Annotated in this window: 25 protein-coding genes; 5 read left to right on the top strand and 20 right to left on the bottom strand. The window is 68.0% G+C overall.

All coding sequences use genetic code 11. The features are described 5' to 3' along the window. The first annotated feature begins 54 nt into the window (after positions 1 to 54). The 4 genes from KYK13_RS10725 to KYK13_RS10710 all read left to right on the top strand — a co-directional run bounded on the left by KYK13_RS10725 (position 55) and on the right by KYK13_RS10710 (position 3,674). Complete coding sequence (locus tag KYK13_RS10725) at positions 55 to 696, top strand: hypothetical protein (protein WP_223643969.1); 642 nt, start codon at positions 55 to 57, stop codon at positions 694 to 696. Positions 697 to 704: 8 nt separating this feature from the next. Continuing rightward, on the top strand, positions 705 to 1,172 hold the full coding sequence (locus KYK13_RS10720) for an SMI1/KNR4 family protein (RefSeq protein WP_223643968.1): 468 nt from the start codon (positions 705 to 707) through the stop codon (positions 1,170 to 1,172). A 385-nt stretch (positions 1,173 to 1,557) separates the two neighbouring features. Beyond that, the gene (locus tag KYK13_RS10715) at positions 1,558 to 2,583 is read left to right on the top strand and encodes a ParA family protein (protein ID WP_223643967.1); all 1,026 of its coding nucleotides are present in this window, start codon (positions 1,558 to 1,560) and stop codon (positions 2,581 to 2,583) included. Between the two features lie 449 nt (positions 2,584 to 3,032). Continuing rightward, a complete protein-coding gene (locus tag KYK13_RS10710) occupies positions 3,033 to 3,674 on the top strand; it encodes an HNH endonuclease (protein WP_223643966.1) in 642 nt (213 codons plus the stop codon). Positions 3,675 to 3,853: 179 nt separating this feature from the next. Here KYK13_RS10710 and KYK13_RS10705 read toward each other — a convergent pair whose 3' ends face one another. From KYK13_RS10705 to KYK13_RS10645, 12 genes are all read right to left on the bottom strand, one after another. Continuing rightward, positions 3,854 to 4,369, bottom strand: coding sequence for a hypothetical protein (locus tag KYK13_RS10705; protein ID WP_223643965.1), 516 nt, complete (start codon positions 4,367 to 4,369; stop codon positions 3,854 to 3,856). Positions 4,370 to 4,446: 77 nt separating this feature from the next. Next, positions 4,447 to 4,659: a hypothetical protein gene (locus tag KYK13_RS10700; protein ID WP_223643964.1), complete on the bottom strand. Its 213-nt coding sequence runs from the start codon at positions 4,657 to 4,659 to the stop codon at positions 4,447 to 4,449. Positions 4,660 to 4,788: 129 nt separating this feature from the next. Then, entirely contained in the window at positions 4,789 to 5,334 is a 546-nt protein-coding gene (locus tag KYK13_RS10695) for a transglycosylase SLT domain-containing protein (RefSeq protein WP_223643963.1), read from the bottom strand. A 103-nt stretch (positions 5,335 to 5,437) separates the two neighbouring features. Then, on the bottom strand, positions 5,438 to 5,917 hold the full coding sequence (locus KYK13_RS10690) for a hypothetical protein (RefSeq protein WP_223643962.1): 480 nt from the start codon (positions 5,915 to 5,917) through the stop codon (positions 5,438 to 5,440). A gap of 351 nt (positions 5,918 to 6,268) precedes the next feature. Next, positions 6,269 to 7,339 carry a hypothetical protein gene (locus KYK13_RS10685; protein WP_223643961.1) on the bottom strand — a complete coding sequence of 357 codons (1,071 nt, stop codon included), beginning with the start codon at positions 7,337 to 7,339 and terminating at the stop codon, positions 6,269 to 6,271. 52 nt (positions 7,340 to 7,391) lie between these two features. Continuing rightward, positions 7,392 to 8,582, bottom strand: coding sequence for a hypothetical protein (locus tag KYK13_RS10680; protein ID WP_223643960.1), 1,191 nt, complete (start codon positions 8,580 to 8,582; stop codon positions 7,392 to 7,394). Positions 8,583 to 8,585: 3 nt separating this feature from the next. Next, the gene (locus KYK13_RS10675) at positions 8,586 to 9,959 is read right to left on the bottom strand and encodes a baseplate J/gp47 family protein (RefSeq protein ID WP_223643959.1); all 1,374 of its coding nucleotides are present in this window, start codon (positions 9,957 to 9,959) and stop codon (positions 8,586 to 8,588) included. 3 nt (positions 9,960 to 9,962) lie between these two features. Beyond that, on the bottom strand, positions 9,963 to 10,367 hold the full coding sequence (locus KYK13_RS10670) for a hypothetical protein (protein ID WP_223643958.1): 405 nt from the start codon (positions 10,365 to 10,367) through the stop codon (positions 9,963 to 9,965). Positions 10,368 to 10,975: 608 nt separating this feature from the next. After that, positions 10,976 to 11,686, bottom strand: a complete 711-nt coding sequence (locus KYK13_RS10660; RefSeq protein WP_223643957.1) for a Gp138 family membrane-puncturing spike protein — start codon at positions 11,684 to 11,686, stop codon at positions 10,976 to 10,978. Positions 11,687 to 11,689: 3 nt separating this feature from the next. After that, positions 11,690 to 12,526, bottom strand: a complete 837-nt coding sequence (locus KYK13_RS10655) for a hypothetical protein (RefSeq protein WP_223643956.1) — start codon at positions 12,524 to 12,526, stop codon at positions 11,690 to 11,692. Next, positions 12,523 to 12,873, bottom strand: coding sequence for a hypothetical protein (locus tag KYK13_RS10650; RefSeq protein ID WP_223643955.1), 351 nt, complete (start codon positions 12,871 to 12,873; stop codon positions 12,523 to 12,525). Before KYK13_RS10650 ends, KYK13_RS10655 begins: the two co-directional genes overlap by 4 nt. 130 nt (positions 12,874 to 13,003) lie before the next feature. Next, the gene (locus tag KYK13_RS10645; protein ID WP_223643954.1) at positions 13,004 to 13,918 is read right to left on the bottom strand and encodes a DUF2971 domain-containing protein; all 915 of its coding nucleotides are present in this window, start codon (positions 13,916 to 13,918) and stop codon (positions 13,004 to 13,006) included. 501 nt (positions 13,919 to 14,419) lie between these two features. Between KYK13_RS10645 and KYK13_RS10640 the strand changes: the two genes are divergently transcribed. Then, on the top strand, positions 14,420 to 15,277 hold the full coding sequence (locus KYK13_RS10640) for a hypothetical protein (protein ID WP_370645332.1): 858 nt from the start codon (positions 14,420 to 14,422) through the stop codon (positions 15,275 to 15,277). Positions 15,278 to 15,280: 3 nt separating this feature from the next. Here the strand turns inward: KYK13_RS10640 and KYK13_RS10635 are convergent, their stop codons facing one another. From KYK13_RS10635 to KYK13_RS10600, 8 genes are read right to left on the bottom strand one after another with little or no spacing between them, the layout of a single operon-like run. Further along, positions 15,281 to 15,859, bottom strand: a complete 579-nt coding sequence (locus tag KYK13_RS10635) for a phage baseplate protein (RefSeq protein WP_223643953.1) — start codon at positions 15,857 to 15,859, stop codon at positions 15,281 to 15,283. A 35-nt stretch (positions 15,860 to 15,894) separates the two neighbouring features. Continuing rightward, the gene (locus KYK13_RS10630) at positions 15,895 to 17,616 is read right to left on the bottom strand and encodes a phage tail tape measure protein (RefSeq protein WP_223643952.1); all 1,722 of its coding nucleotides are present in this window, start codon (positions 17,614 to 17,616) and stop codon (positions 15,895 to 15,897) included. Beyond that, positions 17,613 to 17,759 (bottom strand): hypothetical protein, encoded by a 147-nt coding sequence (locus KYK13_RS10625; RefSeq protein WP_223643951.1) that lies wholly within the window; start codon positions 17,757 to 17,759, stop codon positions 17,613 to 17,615. The genes KYK13_RS10630 and KYK13_RS10625 overlap by 4 nt, the downstream gene beginning before the upstream one ends. 32 nt (positions 17,760 to 17,791) lie before the next feature. Beyond that, positions 17,792 to 18,205: a phage tail assembly chaperone gene (locus KYK13_RS10620; RefSeq protein WP_223643950.1), complete on the bottom strand. Its 414-nt coding sequence runs from the start codon at positions 18,203 to 18,205 to the stop codon at positions 17,792 to 17,794. A 25-nt stretch (positions 18,206 to 18,230) separates the two neighbouring features. Then, a complete protein-coding gene (locus tag KYK13_RS10615; protein WP_223643949.1) occupies positions 18,231 to 18,644 on the bottom strand; it encodes a phage protein in 414 nt (137 codons plus the stop codon). An 8-nt stretch (positions 18,645 to 18,652) separates the two neighbouring features. Beyond that, on the bottom strand, positions 18,653 to 19,978 hold the full coding sequence (locus tag KYK13_RS10610) for a DUF3383 family protein (RefSeq protein WP_223643948.1): 1,326 nt from the start codon (positions 19,976 to 19,978) through the stop codon (positions 18,653 to 18,655). Positions 19,979 to 19,987: 9 nt separating this feature from the next. After that, positions 19,988 to 20,512: a hypothetical protein gene (locus KYK13_RS10605; protein WP_223643947.1), complete on the bottom strand. Its 525-nt coding sequence runs from the start codon at positions 20,510 to 20,512 to the stop codon at positions 19,988 to 19,990. Next, the gene (locus KYK13_RS10600; protein ID WP_223643946.1) at positions 20,513 to 20,878 is read right to left on the bottom strand and encodes a hypothetical protein; all 366 of its coding nucleotides are present in this window, start codon (positions 20,876 to 20,878) and stop codon (positions 20,513 to 20,515) included. It lies immediately after the preceding gene. Position 20,879 lies beyond the last annotated feature (1 nt).

Raw genomic sequence — 20,879 nt, 5'->3', positions numbered from 1 at the left:
CACGCATTCGCGCCGACTTAACTCTCAGCTTTGACCGTGCTGTCATGGATTGACATGACGGCCGCTTTCGCCATCTTCCGTACCACGAGCGCTGTCGCGCTCCTCACCCTCGTCGGGTGCGGCTCGGCCACAGTCGGCGGGGGCGGCAGCCCGGCGCGTGCGAAGTGGGTCAGCCCCATCGTCAGCACTCCCGACGGCGGACAGCTCCAAACGACCATCTACTACGGGCCCTGGCAGTGCAGCGCCGCGTTCATCAGCCGGTGCGAGTCGAAATGCGCGGCGCAGGGTTACGCGCTGATGGGCTGCATCTGGTTGGCCGACATCAAAGGCGACTGGAAGGGGCGCTACCTCTTCATGCCTGCGGAGGCCGGCGGGCGCCTCGCCATCACCCACTGCTGCTGCGATTACCCGAAGGCAGACGGTGAAGCCCTGCGGAAGGTGTGGAATCGCGCACGGCCCGAGTACCGAGAGGCGTGGGGCCGAGAGTTCGGAGCGTGGCCACAGTCAGCCACCGGGAAGTACTGGCCAGGCCACCACATCTTCGACTTGGGCCACGGAGGGCCGCCCGTCGCACCGAACAACGTCCTCCCTGCCCCGGACGACGTGCACAGCATCTTCAATGCCGAGTACCCAGCCTGCTACGCGCCAGGGGGGAAGTGGCTGACGCCTGGGCCCGCGCGTCCGTACGTGGACTGAGGACTCCCATGCCCAAGTCCATGAAGGAGCTCCTGGCTGAAGTGGATGCCAATCACTTCCCCAAGCCGCCCGCGACGCCTGCACAGGTGGCAGCCTTCGAGGATCGCATGGGCTGGAAGCTGGACGAGGATCTGCGCGCCTTCTACCTCCACTGCGACGGCGCCGCCCTCTTCCAGCGCTTCCCGGACGCCAACTACTACCTGCTGCCGCTGAAGGAGATCCGCAGGGCCCGCGTCGCGATGCGACCGGCAGATGACGACCGCTTCGGGCCAGCCTCCTGGTACACGCTCGTGGATCTCCAAGACTCCGACTACGTCATCCTGGACGCGGCCCATCAGGTGGACGGCAAGTACCCGGTCCTCGATGCGTACCACGAGACGTTCCCGGAGGCGGTACGCCCCATCGCAGCCTCGTTCAGCGAGTTCCTGGAGAGGGCGCTGGCCAGCGGGGACGAGTTCTTCTGGCTGAAGGGCTGACTCTGGGCCGATGGCGGCGGGCACCGCGCATGCGATGTCGCGGCGTGCCGACTCACGACGAGGCGATGACGCCGCCAGAGCGGCGCCGGGCGCTCGCCGGCGCCACCTCACTCGCTACTAGGTGAAGGTGGAGAACTTCCTCGGATTCCGCCACCTCGGCTGCGTTCTCATTCGCTTGAGGCAATTCTCAGATCGCTTCTAACGCGAGCCCCCGGCCGAGGTTCGGCTATGACCCACCAAGCTTCACTCGGCCAGAGGACTAGTTACGGCTCAGCTTGAGCCGAGACCCTCGCCCTCAAGCGAGGGGCGTCAGTGGAGGATTGCGGAAACTTCACCACGCAGTCGCGACAATCGCCTACGTTCAGCGGTTGGCAAGGAGTACATAATGGCGAAGATCGTCAGCTTGTTCAATCACAAGGGCGGCGTCAGCAAGACGACCACGACGTTCAACCTTGGCTGGGCGCTTGCCTCGCTCGGGAAGCGAGTCCTGCTGGTAGATGGTGACCCGCAGTGCAACCTGACGGGAATGGTCCTCGGGTTCGACGGGAAGTCTGATTTCGACGTCTTCTACACTCAGAACCCAGACGCGAACCTTTGCGCTGGTTTGGCCCCCGTCTTCGCGTCGCAGAAAGCACTCACGCCAGCGAAAGTTGTAGCCACGACGAAGTCTGGTATGCAGCTTCTCGCCGGCCATATCGACCTCTCGGACTACGAAGCGCAAATGGCGGTGGCGTTCACCACGCCCGTAGCGCTCCCCGCCCTTCGCAACATGCCGGGCTCTGTTGGCGCGCTTCTTCGGATGACAGCGGAAGAGAACGAAGTGGATGTCGTCCTCGTCGATATGAGTCCAAGCATCGGAGCATTCAATCAAGCGATATTCCTTGGCTCAGACTTTTTCTTTGTGCCCACTAGCCCCGATTACTTCTGCCTCCTCGCAGTCGACTCGCTAGCGAAAGTGCTCCCGAAGTGGAATGCAGGTGCTACGAGTTTCCGCACTGGAGTTACCTATCCCCTTCCTCCAAACGGGCCCACCTTCATTGGAATGATCTCGCAGAAGTATCGACCAAGAAACGGAAGCCCGGCGAAGGCGTTCCAGCATTGGATTGATGCTGTCAAAACTCGCGTGAGTTCTAGCCTCGTGCCTGCTCTTGCTGCGCAGCAAATGTCGGTTACAGCGAAGCAGTTCGCGAGCGCGGGGTGTGGCGATACCCCGTTCAACCTAGCGAATATCGCGGACTTCAACGGACTAATCGCACGTTCTCAAGCACTCCAGAAGCCGCCGTTTGCGCTCACCGACTCTGAACTCCAAGTGGGGGGCGACGTGCTCGATAACATGAAGAAGAGCAGGGACGACTTTAACGAAACCTTTGAAGCACTCGCAAAGAGCGTCATTACGCTCACTGGGATATGAGACGTTCCGCGCCGACTTTGAATCGCGACCGTCAAATCGCGTTCCTGAGCACATTCGGATTCGACCTCCTAGTCCTCTGGCCGAGTGAAGCTTGGTGGGTCATAGCCGAACCTTGGCCGGGGGCTCGCGTTAATCTCCTCCCGGGCAGAAGAGTGGCGCGACCGGAGTAAACAGAAACGCCCGCCCAGGACCATCCTGGGCGGGCGTTGTCGTCTGAGGGATGGCGGCGTGCTTCTAACGGCGGGACTACCAGCCGAACGTCCATCGCACGCCCGCGCCAGCCATCCGCTCGCGCTGGTTGGTTTCCGCGAAGCCGAAGACGCCCAGGTTCTCCCGGAGCCGCGCCCCACCCTCAAGGCGCGCGTAGGCACCTGTGAGGGACGAGACGCCCGCCTGGGCTTCCAGGTAGCCCGAACCGGTATGTCGGACCGCCGTCGTAGGTTGGGGCCATGCCAAACTGCCAGCCAAAACCTCGGAAGCGTCGCAATATTGCCGAGCGATTCTGGGAAAAGGTCCGCAAGGGAGAGGGGTGTTGGGAGTGGACCCTTGCCCACCTGCGGGGATACGGGGTCTTCACAGCGAACGGAAAGCACCTGCGGGCGCACCGGGTCGCATGGGAGCTGACCAACGGTCCCATCCCAGAAGGCGTATTGGTCTGCCACCACTGCGACAATCCGGGGTGCGTCAGGCCTGACCATCTCTTCCTGGGCTCAAATGCCGACAACAACGCAGACAGGGACTCGAAGGGACGCCAAGCCCGTGGCGCAAAAGTTGTGCCGCGCACCCTCCCACGCGGTGACGAGCACTGGACTCGTCGGCAACCCGATCGCCTACAGCGCGGCGACGCGAATCCGTCTCGAAGGCTTCGGGAGAAGCTCAAGCGCGGCGAGTCGCATCCGAACGCGAAGCTCACCCGCGAGGTTGTTCTTGAAATCAGGGCGGCTCACGCCGAAGGCGTCTTGGCCAAGGCTCTGGCGGAACGCTTCGGCGTGAGCCGTCATCTGATTTACCGAGTCGTCAAGAAGACGCTATGGGCGCACGTCGTTTCAGAAAAACCACCTGAGACCAGCCCCTGCCATCCGAGTTCCTGACGAGGCTTCGGCGAATGCGAAGGCGCCGAGATGGCTGGTCGGTCGATAGCCAACCTCTCCGCGAACTCGCCATCCGCTACCCGATGCCACGGTGGCGGTGATCTCGGCATACCCGTGGCGCACCGGCACGTCGCTCAGCACCCGCGACAGCCCCGCGGCGACTTCACGCCGCGGGGCATCTAAGGGACCGACGCCACCGCCGCGACGGCAGGCTCCAGCGCAGCGGTGCTGCCGATGGCGCCGAGCGCCTCCTGGAGTGCCTCCGCACGCGCCTTCACGTCGGCCTTCTGCGCGCCGTGGATGGAGGCGAACTCCAGCCGCGCGGCATCCTGCTCCCACGGCTTCGCGGGGCGCCAACCGTTGGCGAGCAGCCACGCATCGAGCGCCTGGAGTCCCTTCGCGGCCTTGTCCACGACGTTCTCCTCCTCGTCCATCGCCGCCCAGTCCTCGACGATGTGGAAGGCGTGGAAGGCGCCCGTGGCGATGATGCGCTTGCGCTTCGCGGTGAGCCAGGCGCGGCCGCCCGCGAATGCCCCGATGATGCCGGTCAGGGTGGCCAACACGATGCCGATGGCCGTGGGCGTGAACAGCGCGTCCAGGATGCTGGAGCTGGTGCCGGTGGAAGCCTGGGCGAGGGCCGCCGGCGCGGTGAGGAGGGCCGTGAGGCACGCGGCCAGGGTGAGACGCTTCTTCATGGTGTTGCTCCTTCGAGGGGTGTGGGGCTCCCAGGAAGCGCCCCGGGCAGGCGCCGGCACGAGGCCGGAGGACGGCGTCAGGCGCGCGGCGGCCAGTTCCACTTCGCGGACTCAGTGGCGCCCTCCGGGGCCTGCTCCACGTTGTCCGTGGTGTAGGGCTGCTGGTTGGGCGGCTTCACCAGCAAGGCGAGGGAGCCGTCCGGGTTGACGGCAAGGACGTCGGCGGCGCACGGCGTATCCCCGTGCTGGAAGTGGACGACGCGGCCAATGCTGGGCTTCTGGGTGGACATGCAGGTGCTCCTGGTGGTGCTACGGGTAGGACTGCGAGAGGGCGGCTCAGCGGCGCAGCAGCCAGCGCGGGTGGTCGCACTGGCCCAGGCGCCTGCCACACAGGCGGCATCGAGGAGGCGAGCCCATGCTCAGCACTCCAGCGGCGCTTCGGCGGGCGCCCACTGCGCGCGGCGCCGGAGGACATCCCGGCCGTAGTCGCCACCGGACGTCAGCGCGTCAGCGGCGGCGCGGCGCTGCTCCATGATCTTCGCCGCGTCCCCGCCCATCGTAATGGCATCAGCCGCCCGACGCACCTTGCTCACGCCCGCGTTGTAAGCGGCGAGCGCGAGGTGCACGTCCTTGAGCGCGTCCACGTTGGCGCGGAGGAGCAGCGCCCCGTAGAGGATGTTGTACGCGGGCAGCTTCCACAGGTGCTTCCCGGCGCTGTCGGAGGCCATGAGGAAGCCCGGGTGGAACCGGTCGTCCACCTGCATCAGCCCGCGTCCGTGCCCGAAGTCCCCAGTGCCCGCCGGGCCCGGGGGCTTGAGCGCGAGTCCACCGCGAGACTCGCGGTCACAGACGGCCGCGAGCAGGTACGGGCACAGGCGAGCCACCGTGGACGCGGCGTGAAGCTCGCGACTCCACTGCGCCAGGTGCTTCGGCAGGCGCTGCTCCAACTCGGCGAGGGACGTCATCGGTTCTCCGGTGGCGCAGGAGTCGAAGGCCCGCCGACGCGCCACGCGGCCAGGACCAGGAAGGCGCACGCGGCGAGCACGTGCGCGGCGAAGAGGGCGAGGCTCACCGGCGCCTCGTCGAGGAGGCGGGCTCGGGCGCGTCCTGCACTTGCTGGTGCTGCGCGGGCACCTGGGCCTGGACGAACCACCCTCCGCACTCGCGTAGGCCCGTGATGCCCAGCAGCCCGACGATGAAACCCAGCACCCAGAGCGCCCCAGCCTGCCGGGAGTTGCGGTGGTCCTGCGCGTCCTGGCGCTCCTTGAGCACCGGAACGACCTTCACGGTCTCCTTCATTTCGGAAACCTGTGTCGCGAGCTGCTCCACCTTCTCGCGCAGCTCCGGCACGGCGCGGACTGCCGGCGTGTGCTCCGTCACCCGGCGGTCCAGGTCTCCAATGCGGTCCTCTAGCCGGTGCACCTGCTCGGCTGTGGCCATGCGCTCGCCGACGTCGCGCAGTCCCTCGTTGACGCCCTCCAACATCCGGTGGAGATCCACCGCCAGGCGCGTCGAGGCCTCCTTCAGCGCCTCCTGCGTCGCACCCATGCGGGCGAGCTCTTCGCGGGTGGAGGAGGGGCGGCGGGGCTCAGGCGGCATTCCTGCCGGGTACGAGCGCTCCTCCCGCCATGGCAACAGGGCATGTCCCCAGCCGGGAGTACACCCGGGGCATGACGCTTCGACGCTTGAGTCTCGTTGTCGCCCTGCTGTGCACCGCGTGCGGTGGCGCTCCGCCGCTGCCGTCCCACCCCGACGCAGGGGCTTGTGCGGACCCGTGGACGGCGGACTGGGTGTGCGGTGGCGGGCGGTGCATTGCCCGCTACACGTGCCGCATGGGGTGTGAGTGCCCAGTGTCGGAGGAACTGCCCACCCCTGCCGGGAAGCCACCAGCAGGCGTTGCTACGCCGCCCGCCACATAACGCCGTCAACCATGAGCTGCCCGGCGCCGGAGGAGGACGCCAGTCCCTCTACGGCCACCTGGCCCGCAGTGCTGACGGTGAGCAGGACCGTCAGCAGCGCGCCCGACGGAGTCTTGGCGTAGACGGGCTGCCCGACCGGGTGACCGGGGCGGAAGTTGATGGGGCTGTCCGGCAGGACGAGCATGTTTTGCGAGCTACTGCTGGCGCTGCTCAAGTTGACCCCCACCAGTCCACCCATGCCGGCATAGCCCGTGATGCTTCGGTAGATGTGCAACCCAGCGATGGCCTGCCCCGCGAAGATACCCTGGAGCGCGGGTGCACCCGCCGAGCCGATGAATACCTCTCCGTAGCGGAGGGTATTCGTGAAGGCCGCCGCGTTGTCGGCGGTGTACCCCAGCACCTGCCCCTTGGAGCCGCCCGCGGTGACAGCGGACGCCCGGGTGTTGAAGGTGGCTTCGGTGAAGGGCGCGGCGTCAGGTGCGGTGTACGTGTGCAGGACGAGCCCAGCGGAGGACAAGCTGGCGCGGTAGCTGGCCGTGCCCGGAACGTCTGCCACCCACGCGGAGCCATTCCACGCCGCATTCACGACGAGAGAGTGCACTCCGGCATTGGAGTACACGCGCGCACGCATGCCGCCGCCGAGCTCCAGGACGACGCGCAGCTTGCGGACGTTGGGGGCGACGTCGAAGCGAAGGTCCTCGACGGTGTCCCCCACGGCGCCGAGGGCCAGTGACTTGAGGAATCTGGCCCCCTCCAGGAAGCGCACGGCGTTGCCCTCCAGGAAGTCCACGGCGGCGCCGAAGGACTGCTTCCCGCGCCACATCACCTCCTGGTTGGGGAAGTCGTCCAGGTACGCGAGCCACCGCCCCACGAGATTCCAGAACCAATTGAAGTGCTGGGCCGGAGGCCTGTCCCCCAGCAACCAGCCCGTGTCCTTCCGCCCCTCGTTGGGCTCGACGATGCCCTGCTGGGAAAGCTGCTCCACGGTGGGCGCGGTGGTGGCCCAGCGCGGCACCTTGCTGGGCTTGGGGAGGGGGTTGCCGAAGGGCATGGACTTCTCCTGGAGGGTGCCATCCCGGCTACCAGCGCTCCCCCAGCCATGGCTACACGGCCATGGCACCCGAGAGCCGCCCGCCCTCTGGCGATGCCCGCACTGCATTCCAGGCCCATGACGCGCCCACCGCATAGCCGGTGGAGGGCGCCCACTGGATAGCCACGCCGGAAGGGCTCCCGCCGGAGAGAAGCGGCACCAACCCCGTCCCCATGCCCGTGGCCGCGCTCCACGTCGCGCCGCCATTCAACGAGTAGCGGAACGTCCGGGCCGTGCCGCTCACCACCTCCACCACGACACGTAGCGACGCGGCGAGAGACGCCACCAGCGCCAGCGTGGGCGCCAAGGGCGCCTTCACCGTCCACTGCCAGGAGTCTCCCGACAGGTAGGGCTTGCCGTCCGGCCACGTCACCACCAGCCCCGAAGGCAAGCCCGTCGCAGCGAAGTCGAGCGGTACCGGCACGCCAGAGGAGCCCCCTGGGTACATGTACCCGCTACCCTGGAAGTCCTCGTCCAGGAACCACATGAACGTCCAGTCGGGCGCGGGGTCCAACACCTCCACCCGGTAGACGCCGGACACAGGCGCGCCACCCGCGACGAGCCCAAGAGTGGGTGCTGCGCTGCCATTGCCGTTTTCGACTTCGACGGCGGGGCCCAGGATGGGCGGTGCCACCACCTCTTCGCGCGCGCCCAGTACGTCCTCCTGCAGGCCGGCGAAACCCATGCCCGCACCGCCGCCCGCGAAGGCGAACGTGTCCGCGTCGGCTGCTGGCTGGTACTCCAGCAGGGCCCGCACGCCTGCGGCCTTCGCCTGCCGAAGGAGGGCGGCGAACTCCGTCACCCGCGCGAGCGCTCCGCCACCCACGTGGAGGGTGAAGGCGGCGGGAAACTCCTCGCGCAACTCCAGCGCCAGGGGCGTCAGCAGCCGGAAGAGGAGCAGCACCCGCTCCGCCTCCCCGCTGCTGCGGTTGAGGGCCAGGCGCTGGCGGATTCGCTGGCGGAACACCTCGTCACCCAGCCCGAGGCGCTCCGCACCCACGACGCGGCCGAGGACGTCCAGCGCCGCATGGGTAGCCGTGGCCAGCTGCCGCGACGTGAGGAGGGCCACCAGCGCGCCGTCCACCTCCTGGAAGGGTGCGGCCAGCCCGCGCACGAAGGCCTCGAAGCGAGGCTTCCCTCGCAGCGCCTGGGGCACCCGGGCCAGGGCGCGCGCCTCGTAGTCGTCCTGTGGCTGGAGGAGCATGGGCTACAAGTCCTCCACGCCCAAGCGCACCAGCGTCAGCGCGACGCGACTGGAGTCGAGGCGCGCCCGCTGGCGAGTGGTGACGTCGATGTTGGCGGTGCCCAGGCTGCCGGGACGGGTGCCGATGACGAGGCCGGAGACGTCCTCCACCCACGCCACTTTCACCAGCGCGCCCTCCACCTTCGTGCGCACCACGTTGCGGCCCACCTGGAGGGAGTCCCCCAGCGCCACCACGGCCGCGCGCAGCGTCGCCTTCGCCACCTCGTCGTCCGCGGGCGCGTCCGGCGTGAGGTACGCCGTCGCCTCGACGTACACGTCCAGCAGCTCGGGCCGGCTGAAATGCAGCACGTGGGGCTTGCCCTGGGAGTCCAGCACCGTGCCGCTTTCGGTGCCATGCGTCTGGATGCCAGCCGCCTTCGCCTGCCACAGCGTTTCCAGAATCCGCTGCGCCTCCCCGCCCTCCACCAGCACCTCCACCGCGTGGGGCGGCACGCCGTCCGCGTCCACGTCGGCCGTGGCATTCTCGAAGACGATGCAGGAGGTGGCCCCCGCGCCCGTGGACGCGTCCAGCATGCGCGCGCGGATGGCCTCCGCCGAGGCGTTGCCCTGGGCACGCAAGTCGAGGACGCGGCGGGCCCGCAGCGCGTCGTCCTCTTCCGTCTGTCTCCCCTCCTCCGCGTCCAGCGGATTAGCGACGCCGCGCCAGCCCGCCACCGGAGTTTCAATGGACGTGAGGCTGTGGGCCGGGGCGGCGAGCGGCCCCACCTCCTCCGCGGAGGCCGCGACGGAGGCCAGCGCCCCGCCCGCGCCGAGGAGGCGCCAGGTGACGCCGCCGTCCACCACCTCCGGGCCGCTGCCGGACGGCCCGCCCGAGCTCGCGGACGCGCCCGCCACACGGCAGCGCCACACCCGCCCATCGCCCACCACGACGTCCCCTACCGCGTACACCGTGGCGGGTGCCCACGCGGGCACGGCCACCAGCGTCGCGGACGCGGCCGTGGCGAAGCGCGCCCCCACACCCGTGACGGACGCGACGCTCCCCGCCGGCACCGTGGTGCCCGCGTCTCCTGTCAGCGCCAGCACCACGGTGGAGGCGGTGGCCTGGAGGCGTTGGGTGCCGGTGAGGGCGCAGAGTCCGTCCAGCGCCTCGCCCTCCGCCGCGTCGCCGTCGAAGGCGCCCCAGAGTCCTCCGCCCGCGGCCCACACTTCGCCCAGCATGTCTCCAACGAGTCCCGCCAGAACGCCGTCCGGCGTGCGCGCGGTGAGGGCCAGCGCGGGGCCCAGCTGCGTCCGCAAGCTGGCCACCACCGCCTGGTGGGACTCGTCCAGCGTGCGCGGGACGAAGCCCTTGCTGGTGACGCCGTACTCCGTGGCCATGCGCTACACCTCCACTGTGTCGGCCATCTGGGTGCCGTCCGTCGCCGTGGCCGCGTAGGTGACGGAGAGGCGGCGCTCCGCCGCGTTGAGGGACAGCTGCACCTGCCGCACGGACTCCACGCCGGGCACCGTCAGCAGCGCGGCCCGGAAGGCGGCGCTCGAGTCCTCGGCGTTGGGCGGCTTCACCCAGACGCGGCCGAAGTAGTCCACCCCGTCGCGCACGTCGAGGAACCACTCGCCGCGCACCAGCAGCAGCGCGAGGCGGCACTCCTGGGCGATGGCCGCCGCGCCGCGCACAAGGACGGCGCCGCCACCGACGAAGGCCAGGTCTCCGTCCTCGTTGAGGGCCCAGCCTCGCGCGGCCCCCTCGCCCAGGTTGAGGGCGGTGTCGTTGAGGGAGTCCGTCATCGCTTTTCGAGGTGCAGCGGGCCTCGGAGGCCCGTGGTTGGCGGAGCAACGAATTGCTCGGGCGGCATTGGAATCACTCGAAGCTCAATGCCAGCGTCATCCGAAGAGAATGCGCCGCAACCGCCGCTCGCGTTTCGATGGGACCGAATTCGCATGATGATCGACTGCTGATCATCCGGACGCGCGTGAACGCCTCCGTCCGCTCGCGTCTGAAAAACCGCACGCGGCAGCACGGCACTTGTCATCTCCGCGCCGACACATCCTCCCGCCTCAAAATATGACACCCCAGTGTTCGGGGAACACGTCGCGGTTTCCGGATCAAGACTCCAAACCCTGCCCACCTCGTCGATACAGGAAACGAGATAGTCTCCAGCGGCGACACCATTGGCATCGACATACACGAGTCGCGGCAGATCGACACCCGCCCCCGGCAACCCGCGCTCTCCTTGAGGCCCCTGCGGACCGGCGGGTCCCTGCGGACCGGCGGGTCCCTGCGGACCAGGAAGGCCTCGCTCGCCATCGGAGCCATCTCCGCCGGATGCAGCCTTCGTACACCCCACAATCGCTACCATCACTGCCACCAGGAGAGTCTTTCGCATGCTCGGAGCCTACTCCTTCACCTTCACTGTGGAGCTACCGACGCTGGTGGGCGCCGTGATTTGCGTTGGAGTCGGGGCGTCCGCTGGCGTCGTCGTCGGGCCCTGCGAGGTACCGTGGGTGTGCCCGTTGAACTTGCTGGCGATGTCCTGGAGGGCTGACAGCACCTTCTCCGCGAGCGCCACCGCGTAGGCCGGTGCCGACTCGCCCAGGGCAATGCCCTGCTTCGTCAGATGCAACTGCATGCCACCGCCCCGGCCGTCGTCGAAGCCCAGCGTCACCGCGTCCAGCCGCGCTCCCGTCCAGGGCGCCGCCGGCGAGCGAACTCCGGGGCGGAAGGTGGCGTCCGCGAGGTGGTGACGGCGCACGTCCTGCGGCGTGACAAGCCGCGCCTCCGTGCTCGACTTCCACTCGTCCAGCGCCCTGTCATGGAAGGAGAGGACGCCGGTGTCCCCGCGCTGCACCGGGAAGGTGAGGCGGAAGCCCCCCGCGCCGGGCCACTCCACGGGCACCTCGTTGAGGACAGGCAAATCCTCCACCACCTGCCCTCCGTCTCCGTCGTCCGCCACCTCGCGCAGCAGCGGCACCACCGACACGGTGCCACGCGCCTCGTTGTAGGACTCCACGCGCGCGGGCAGGTGCACGCGCAACCGCGCCGCGCCCGCGTCCACCGCCGCGCGGATGATTTGCGCCCAGGTGGGCGTCTGCCGCGTGCTGTCCATGGGTTACTTCCTCGCCACCGTCTCGCACTCCGACAGCCAGCCGGGGCCGTGCGTGTCCCCGCTGTGCGTCACCTTCAGTACCTTGAAGTCGCCCTGCACCGCGGCGGCGCGCACCTGCACCAACACGCCCGGGCGCAGCGACGGCTGCAACAGCGAGCGCACCTTCAGGGTGGGTGGCCCCTTCGCCTTGTCCGGCGTGTTGTACTCGGGGCTGCCCACCAAGCCCGTCTCCGGCGTCAGTAGCACCGCCTTGCCGGGATCCACCTCCGAGGCCCCCAGCACCTGGAGGCGTCCGTCCTGGATGCTCCACGAGAGTCCCCGGCTGGCCAGCAGCGTCGTCAGCTCGTCCGCCGTCCGGCCTTGCGTGCTGAAGCCATGCGGGAAGGGCACGTCCTGTACCTGCGTGAGGGCCTTCTCCAGGTTGCCCATGTCCACGCCCTTGAGGGTGTCCGCCAGCGCCCGCGCCACCTGGCGTACGGAGGTGCCGGGTGCAAAGGAGCGGCTGATGCGCGACGTGGTGAGGGCCGTCTCCCCGTCACCACACTCCACCTTCGTCAACCAGTCCGGCCCCGCGCGCACGTGCTGCACGCCACCCACGCGCCGCGCCTGCCCGGAGAAGAGGAGCCCCACCGTCCCCGTGTACCCGGCCGAGAGGCGCACCTGCGCCCGGTGCACCTGCGACAGGTGGCGCCGCGTCGTCTCCGCGAGGTTGTACAGCGTCACCTCGGCGGTGTTGGGCTCGACGCCGCTGGTGCGCACCACGCGGAAGACACACCGCAGGCCCGTCACCTGCGTGTCCTCCACCTGTACCACCACCTGCCGGCCGAAGAGCTCGCTCACGCGGCCAGCCCGGCGAGTAGCGCCTTCACGTCCGCCGCGTCCGTGTACGTGACGACGACGCGAGTCCCCAAGTCGTCGAAGCCCGGCTCCGCCTTGCCCTCCAGGCACTGCACCAGGAATTCACCCGGCGGGTGCGTGCCCGGGCGGCTGGGGCGCTGGAGACGCGCGCCCTTGCAGATGCGGACGCTCGCGCGCAGGAGGTTCCAGTCCGCGTCGTAGAGGTTCACCACCCACCACAGCACGCGGTGGTTCCAGCAGACGTCGAAGCCGTACGTGCGTCCGTCCAGCTCCACCTGGAAGCGCTGGAGGGGGACGCCGGGGAGAAGAGGGAGTTCCGTGGTGGCCATGCCGCTGGCCTACGCAGGGACCCCCCGTCTTGTCACCCATCTCCGGCATGCGGGATCAGGTCAGGGCCTCCACATTTAGAGGCAGACACAAAATACTGACAGCCCTCTCACTGCCCGACATTGGGACAAGTCACGAAGGCCGAAACGGAACACGCGACGTTTCGACCTTTACGACTCCAGCTGAATCGTACTCCGCAACCCTGAGAGACACTGCACGTGCCGCCAAATCGCGATGAGGCGATGGCCCGCACACAATCTTGGCGATGGGCAGTCCCTTGTCTTGCCCCCCGTCAATCCTGCCCATTCCAACCTCCAAATACGGAACAATAAACGAACCTGACGACCGAAATTTCAGCCTCCCATTATTCTGCTTACCGAACACAACCAAGCGCCACTCACGCTCATCACGAAAACTCGGATGCTTAAACCTAAAATAGGCCTCAGCAAGGGACAGGCGAAACTGAAAATGAAGGACCCGCAGATGCTCCTGCTCCGATTCTTTCCCCATCTCCACCGCCCGTTTAACCTGCTGACAAAACCAATCAATCTGCTGAAGAACATAAGCCTGCTGCACATCAGCGTCATACACCACTTTTTTCAAGTGACTGGAGACGCCATTCCCTTTCGTACATGCCTCAAGCCACCTTGCCTCCATTCCAATGGCATACCCAGACCCCGACGATCCATACCCACGCCACTGCCCCAAGGCATCGCCATCCTCACAAAAACAGGCAACATACGATGCAAAGTCTGCCGAATCCGCACCAAGCCTCTTCGACCACAAAAGAGTCTCACCCAGCATACTCCGCTCAAACTCGGACCCTGGCGATTTTAGCCGCCCCTCAATGGCATCCCGAATCATGCAGTACGCATAATCTGCCTCCACCATGTCATTCAGAAAACCCGTCTGACTAAACCACAAATTCTTTGTCCTCAAAATCTCCAAAAATCCAAATGGCGTCGTATAGTGGTAAATCGTCTCCGGTGGATTTCTATCAAAATCAAAAAACCGAGGAAACAAATCATCCATCAGTGGATTCGACATTCAACTCACTCCTATCCTTGAGCCATCAAACCCCAAAGACCGCCTTGGCGTAGCCAGGAACAGGGACCGACCGCCACTGGGAAGACGTAGGATTGCTCTGACGCTGGCGGCGAATGTACCAAAGAGCAGCGAGCACCGGATACCTCTCGGGCGAAAGACCTAGACGCCCCGCAGTGTCAACCGCCACGGATGCCTCGAGCTCGCCCATCGACACTGCCACGGATCGGAACAATGCGTCCGTCCCTGTCTGAGTATCTGCCAATGACGTGAGTCCGCTCATATCGACAGATGCATGCTCAATGAACCGGTCAACGGATAGGCCGGCTACTGCAGCTGCGATGCGAATGGACGAGGCTTCGAATGGAGTCGCGCGAAGTGCAAACGGAACAGACATGGGGTCTCCCGGCCAGTGAGTAGTTGAGCCTCTGCGCACCAAGTTCGTTCGTCAAGCTGCTGGGTTGGGGTCTTTCCGCCCCATGTCTTGCCATCGCAAGCCAGCCCATGCTGTCCTCCCCCCTCTCACTGGAGGGGATGATGCGCGCGTGGTGGCTCGTGGCAGTGCTGGCGGTAGGTGGGTGCAAGAAGGAGGCGGGGACAGCCCCCGGGCAGACGGCAGCGCCTGGTGACGCCCCGGGCCCTACCGCCAAGGCTCCCGCTCCCCCACCGCCCCCTGCCGCGCCCGCCCTCATCCACGTGGGCCCGCGCCAGCTCTGGGACGCCTACGCCGATAACGAGGTAGCGGCGGACATGAAGTACCGCGGCAAGCAGGTGGAGGTGACGGGGCTCATCCAGGACATCGCCAAGGACGCCACGGACAACATCCTCGTCTCGCTGGACGTGGGCGAGAGGATGAGCGCCGTCATGTGCCTCGTACCGGACGGGCAGATGCAGGCTGTGGCGGAGCTGTCGAAGGGTCAGCTCGTGGCCTTCCATGGCACCGTGCGTGGCCTATTCCTCAAGCGCCCCATCATCAAGGACTGCCGCGTCGCATGGGCCGGACCGAAGGCGAAGGAGAAAGTGGATCCGAAGGCATCGCTCCACATTGCCCGCTCAACAGAACTGTGCCTCCTCACGTGGATGACAGCAGATATCATGGCAACGAAATCGCGCCTGCCAGACGGCGGAGCTATCACAGAAGAGGCGGTTCGTGCCGCCCTTCTCTCAACCGACCAAGGCGGAGCGATCGCAAATATGGAGAAGAAGGCGCGCGCAGATATCGCAGAGACTGGCGAGACTGCGATCCCTTGCGACGCACCACTACTAAAGCAGGTTTTCTACTGCGAAGACGACGAACACGCTCGTGAGCCAGCGTGCCAACTGCGCCTCATGAAAGACTCGCAAGCGCAGCTGCAGCGCTGAGTTTCACTCAAAGGTCGAAGACGCCGCTCGAGCGATGCCGATCAGGACCGACTTGAGTCCAGCATCCGTCTTCTTCTTCAGCTCCTCGCTCGCCGGCTTGGCCACCAACTTGCCGCGGTTGAGGACGCCCATAGCCTTGTGCTCGGAGCGGAAGACGGGGACGATGAGGGAGTTGGCCGTGTGGATCTCCCGGAGGGTGAGGGAGAGGACTTCGCAGTGGGGCGTCGCGGTGGTGAAGGCGGTGCTGAAGCGGGTGAGGACGACGGGCTCCCGCTCCCCAATGGGGAGGGCCAGCACCAGCTTGCCGCGCGCCTCCAGCAGGCGGCCCAGTTGCTCCCGCGCGGAGCGGGCGCGGCCAGGTTCCGCGGGCCCGTCCACGGGCGTGTCGGAAATGGCAATGCGCACCTCCCAGGTGTCGGGGCGCAGCACCATGTGGTCCGTGACGTCGGCGCCGGACTCCACAGGGTTGTCGGTGGGCTGGGCCTCCTGGGTGACGTTGGCCTCCAGAATGGCGTCCGCCTCCAGGGTGAGAATGCGCTCCCCGGTGGTGGGGGAGTAGCGGAACAGGACTGGCCTTGCCATGGGTGCCTCCTCGCTGCGTGCTGCGGGGCTGGGAGCTACTGCTTTACGGCTTCGTAGGTGGCGCGCTGCTGGGCCTCGAGGGCCTCCTGGGCCCTGTCCATGGAGGCGTTGGCCACGTCCACGGGGGACTGCCCGGGGGCGGCCTGCACCGTCTGGTTGAGAGTCACCGGGGCATTCACCTCCATGTAGGAGGCGGCGGTGCGGGAGCGCGCGACGCTGGACATGGCGGTGTCAGCCCGGCCGCCAGCACCGAAGAAGGGCGTCAAGTCCTCGCTGCCCCGGCCGACGGAGAAGCCCGTCACCTTCGTGTCGCGCGCCACCATGCGGCCCCAGCCGACGACAGCGTCCGCTGCGTCCGTCACCCGGTTTTCCAGCGTCGGCCCGGCGGCCACGTCCGCGAAGCGCCGGCGCCGCTCCGCCTCCGTCACCGCAGTGCTGCGCAGCTCGGCGATGGGGCCGCCGCCAAAGCCAATCTTCATGTTCTTCAGCGGGGCGAAGATGGAGCCGATGAGCTCCACAATCAGGTCCACGTAGGAGGTGAAGAGGCGAAGAATGGACTCCAGGTACAGCTTCCACTTCCGCGTGTCCGTCAAGTCGAAGAGGACGGACATGCCGCGCTTGAAGAAGTTGATGAGGGCGTTGTCCTCCGGGTCGATGGTGTCCACCCACTTGATGAAGCGGCCGAAGAGGGAGTCACCGCCCTGGGAGAAGACGTACAGCTCATCCGCCGCGAGGACGATGGCCGCCGCCAGCAGGGCCCACGGGAGAATGGCGGCCCACGCAGCCACAGTGGCGGTGGCGCTCGCCGCCGCCGCGCGCAGGCTGGCCACGACGGCCGCCTGTCCCTGGGCCACCTGGGCCGCGGTGAGGGCGGACGTCGCCAGCAGCAGCTTCGTCACCATGACGACGGCAAGGGCGCCCAGCACCCAGTCCAGGTGCTCCCCGGCGCGCGCCACGAAGTCGAAGGCTACGCCCAAACCACGTGCCCACTCGCTCGCCTTCGACTTGATGATGGGCACCAACTCCTCTGCAATCTCCTGCAACCTCTCCACGAGGTGGGTAGCCGCCCTCATGAAGTTGGTGCCGAGCGAAAGCGCCAACCCGTCGAGAGTGCCCATCAGCCGCCCGAGGGCCGCGTCGAAGTCCTTCGAGGCCTGGATGGCCTGCGAGTTGAGGATGATGCCCAACTTGGCGGCTTCGTCGGCCTGGGCCTTCAGCCCGTCACGCCCCTGCGTGAGGAGTGGCAGCAGCTTGGCGCCCTGCCCTCCCAGCAGCTTCTGCGCGAGGGAGGCGCGCGTGACGTTGTCCGGCAGCTTCGCGAAGCCCTCCGCCAACTCCGCCAGCAGCACGTCCACGTCCTTCAGCTTGCCCTTGGAGTCGACGACGCTGACGCCCAGCTTCCGGAAGGCGCCCTGCAACTCTGTGCTGCCGCCCTTCGCGGCGACAGCCTTGTCCGCCAGGGAGACGAGGGCGCCGGCCAAGCCGTTGGCGTCCACGCCCACCGACTTCGCGGCGTAGGTGAGGAGCTGGAAGGAGTCCGTGGTGAGGCCAACGGAGGCCGCCAACCTGTCCACCTGGATGGCCGCGTCCGACGTCCGCTTCACCAGCGCGAAGAGGGCCGCGCCCGCGCCGGCCCAGGCAGCCCCAACGCCGAGGACAACCGTCGTCGCCTTCTCCAGGGCCGCGTCCGCCTTCGCCAGGCTGGACTCGTCCACCTGAATGCCGAGGACGGCCGTCAGCTCGCGGATGACACTCACGCCCTACCCTCTTTCTGGGCCAACGCCTCACGCGCCTCGCCCTCGGCATCCAGCCACTCATTGGCCTCGGCCACGTCGCAGATGTCCCAGTCCCTCTCCACCTCCGCCAGGGTGGCGTAGCCGGAGGCAACGACGCGCCACACGGGCGCGCACAGGTGCCCAACGGAGGCGAGTCCTACGCCCCCGGCGGAGGGGACAGCTTCACGCCGAGGGCGGAGGAGAAATCCTCGAACTGCCAGCTGAGCGCCTCGTACACCAGCGTCAGCACCTCGAAGGGCCCGGCCAGGACGGCGTCCACCTGGGGCCACACGGGCGTGCCGTTGAAGGTGCTGCACGCGAGCGCCTTCTCCGCGAGCCGCTCAAACTCCGCGGGCGACAGTCTGTCCACCAGCGCCCCCAGCGTCCCGCCCAGCGCGAAGAGGGCCTGCTCCTTCGTCATGCCCCCACGCAGCCCCTTGAAGACGGACTCCAGCGCGTGCGCGAGGCCGGCGCGGGCCAGCTCCAATAGCAGGCCCACCGCGGCCCGGGGCGTCAGCTTGCCCAACAGAATGCGCTTCCCGCCGACGGTGACTTCCTTCTGCGTCTGCATGTCTTCCTCCTCCTCGCCCAGGGGACTACCCGGGGATGTGGCGCTCCAGGTTGGCGATGCCGAAAGTCCACTCCGTGGCACCCGCCTCCTTGCCTCTCTCGATGTCGGCGCGGCGCTGCACCCACGCCGTCGCGGCGCGCACCAGCACCTTGCCCTGCAGCAAGTCACGCACCTCCAGCGGGCCAATGACGTGGCCGACGGAGGCCGCCTCCAGGAAGGCGTGGTCCGGGCTGGACTGGTGCAGGGTGACGGCGACGGTGGCCCTGTCGTCCGCGCTCCACGAGACGACGACGCTGCCGTCCGCCCCCGCGTAGGAGGTGGCGCTGTCAGACGCCATGGAGACTTTCACGAAGGTGCCGTCCGCCATCCCCGTGAGGACGCGGCCGTTGAAGACGACGGGGACGAGCCGGGAGCTGTACTGAGAAACCTGGCCGGGCATGGACTACCTCAGACGGAGAGGGTGACAACCAGCGGATCCACCGAGTGGATGGCGCCGGCGATGTACGCGGTGAGGGTGACGCCCGGCAGGCGGCGCGCAGCCTTGTCCGCGGCGGGCACCTCGGAAGCGCGCGGCGCGGACACCACCGGCGCGGGCTCCTCCGCGAGGAAGCCCGCGTTGACGCCCAGCCGGGCCCGCGCCCCGACGGTGCTGGTAACGACGGTGATGCCCGGGTCCGTGAAGGGCAGCTTGAGGCTGTTGGCCGCCAGCAGGAAGACGTCCTCCTTCAGCCGGGCGACGAACCAGTCCGTGTCGCGCACCTTGTCGGCAAACTCGTCGGCGGACACCTTCCCGTCGAGGACGACGTTGCGGCCGGCCAGGGTGACATAGGGGTTGGCGTTGCGTTGCCGGAGGTTGGCCACCTGGGTGTCGGTGAGAGGCAGCGCGGAGACACCCGCGAGCGTCTTCAGGTGGAGGGTGACGCTGCCGGGCTCCGTCGCGAGGAGGTAGCCCAGTGCGGCGGCGTCCGCGAAGTCCCCGGTGCTGGCCTGCTGAAGGGCCAGCGTGCGCGCGTAGCTGCCTGCCTTGAGGGCACCGAAGGTGTCCGCCGTCGGCTGGGCCGCGTTGAAGGGCCCCAGGTGGGCGGAGTCGATGGAGGCGACAGCGAAGAGGCGCCCGTTGGCCTCCGTCCACTCGGCGATGGCGAGCGTCTCCGCGCGTGAGGGCGTGGGCGTGAGGATGCCGTACCAGTCCGGCTGCTCCGTCGCGCACGCGTCCAAGTCGGCGGCCACGCCCGCGTCGGCCCCGTCCTGCGCGACGGCCAGCACGCCGGGCGTCAGCACGCGCACGTCATGCCACGCCCCCGCCGCGCCCACAGCCTTCACCGCAGTGCCAGAGCCCACATCGGTGATGGTGACGGCGGGCTTGTCCGTGAGGGCTGTCCACGCGGCCACCAGGCCCGCGGTGACTTCGGCGCCGGTGGCAGTCGCGTCCGAGGTGTACTCCACCACGGCGTCGTCCACCTGGAAGACATAGCGCGTGGCATTGGCGACGCTGGGGGTGAAGGTGAAGGACTGCACCGGGCGGTTGGCCCGGCGGCCCACGGCGACGCGCGGCGGGCGCGGCGACTGGGAAAACACCCGGGCGGCAATGCGGTACTCGGCGTCCGTCGGGAGGAAGCCGTCCTGCGCCATGGCGCGCGTGGTGCTGTAGTAGCGCACCCTCTCCGGGAAGCGCTGGCTGCTGCCCAGAATGAGGGGCACCCCGAAGCCCTGCTGTGCCACCCCGCCGGTGAGGGAGGTGACGACGACGTTGACGACGGACTCAATGCCCATGCCGGCTCCTCAGCGCTGGAGGGACGTTGAGACGCCCACCGTCTCAATGAAGGTGGTGCGCTCCGCCGCGGACTCCACCGCGTACAGCCGCACCTCCAACGAGGCCCTCGACTGCCAAGCCACCCCGGCAACTCCCGTTATGTCCAGCACCACGCCCGCGTCGAAGAGGCCCAGCCCCGCCTCCGCCAGCCGTCCCAGCACCCCGGGCAACTCCAGGCGCTGGCGCGCGCGACTCAGGCGCTCCACGGCCAGTGGCCGGGCGACGCCCTTCGGCAAGTCCTCGAAAACCTGGACGGCCGCCACCACCTCCACCAGCGAGGACGCGGTGACTTCCACCTCCTCGCCAGGCCGGGACATGTCCACCTCCTGCGTGAGGATGGCGCCACCGCTGGGGCGCAGCGTCGTGAGGCGCAGCGTGGCGTAGGCGGCGCCCGCCGGCTGGACGAGTCCATTCTGCGGTACCAGCGCGCACGGCACGCCCGTGCCCTCCTGCACCCATGCCAGCAGCGCGGCCTGCATGGCACCCGTGTCCACCTACCGCCCCACCTTCGCGGCGCGGGCTTTCCAGAAGCCGCCCAGCTCGTCCCAGCGCTCCACGGCCTCCACCTCGAAGGACTCGCCCCGGTACACCAGCACGTCGCCCTCGCGGCTCGCGGAGACATCGGCCGCGCGCAGCTCCGTCGCGGTGACGACGAGGAGGCGCTCCTCGCTGCGCTGCCCTTCCGGCAGCAGCTGCCGCTCGCGCCCGGACAGGGGCTGCACGCTGGCGAGAATGGAGAAGGACGCCTCCGGGGCCGCCACCATCACGCCATCCACCAGCGTCGTGAGGCCCGGCCGCCGCACCTGGTACGTCCCGCTCGCCAGGAGGGCGATGGCCCCCGCGAGGTTGGCCACCGGCACG

The organism is Corallococcus sp. EGB (genome assembly GCF_019968905.1).
Lineage (GTDB): Bacteria > Myxococcota > Myxococcia > Myxococcales > Myxococcaceae > Corallococcus.
This window is presented reverse-complemented; position numbering and strand designations above follow the sequence as displayed.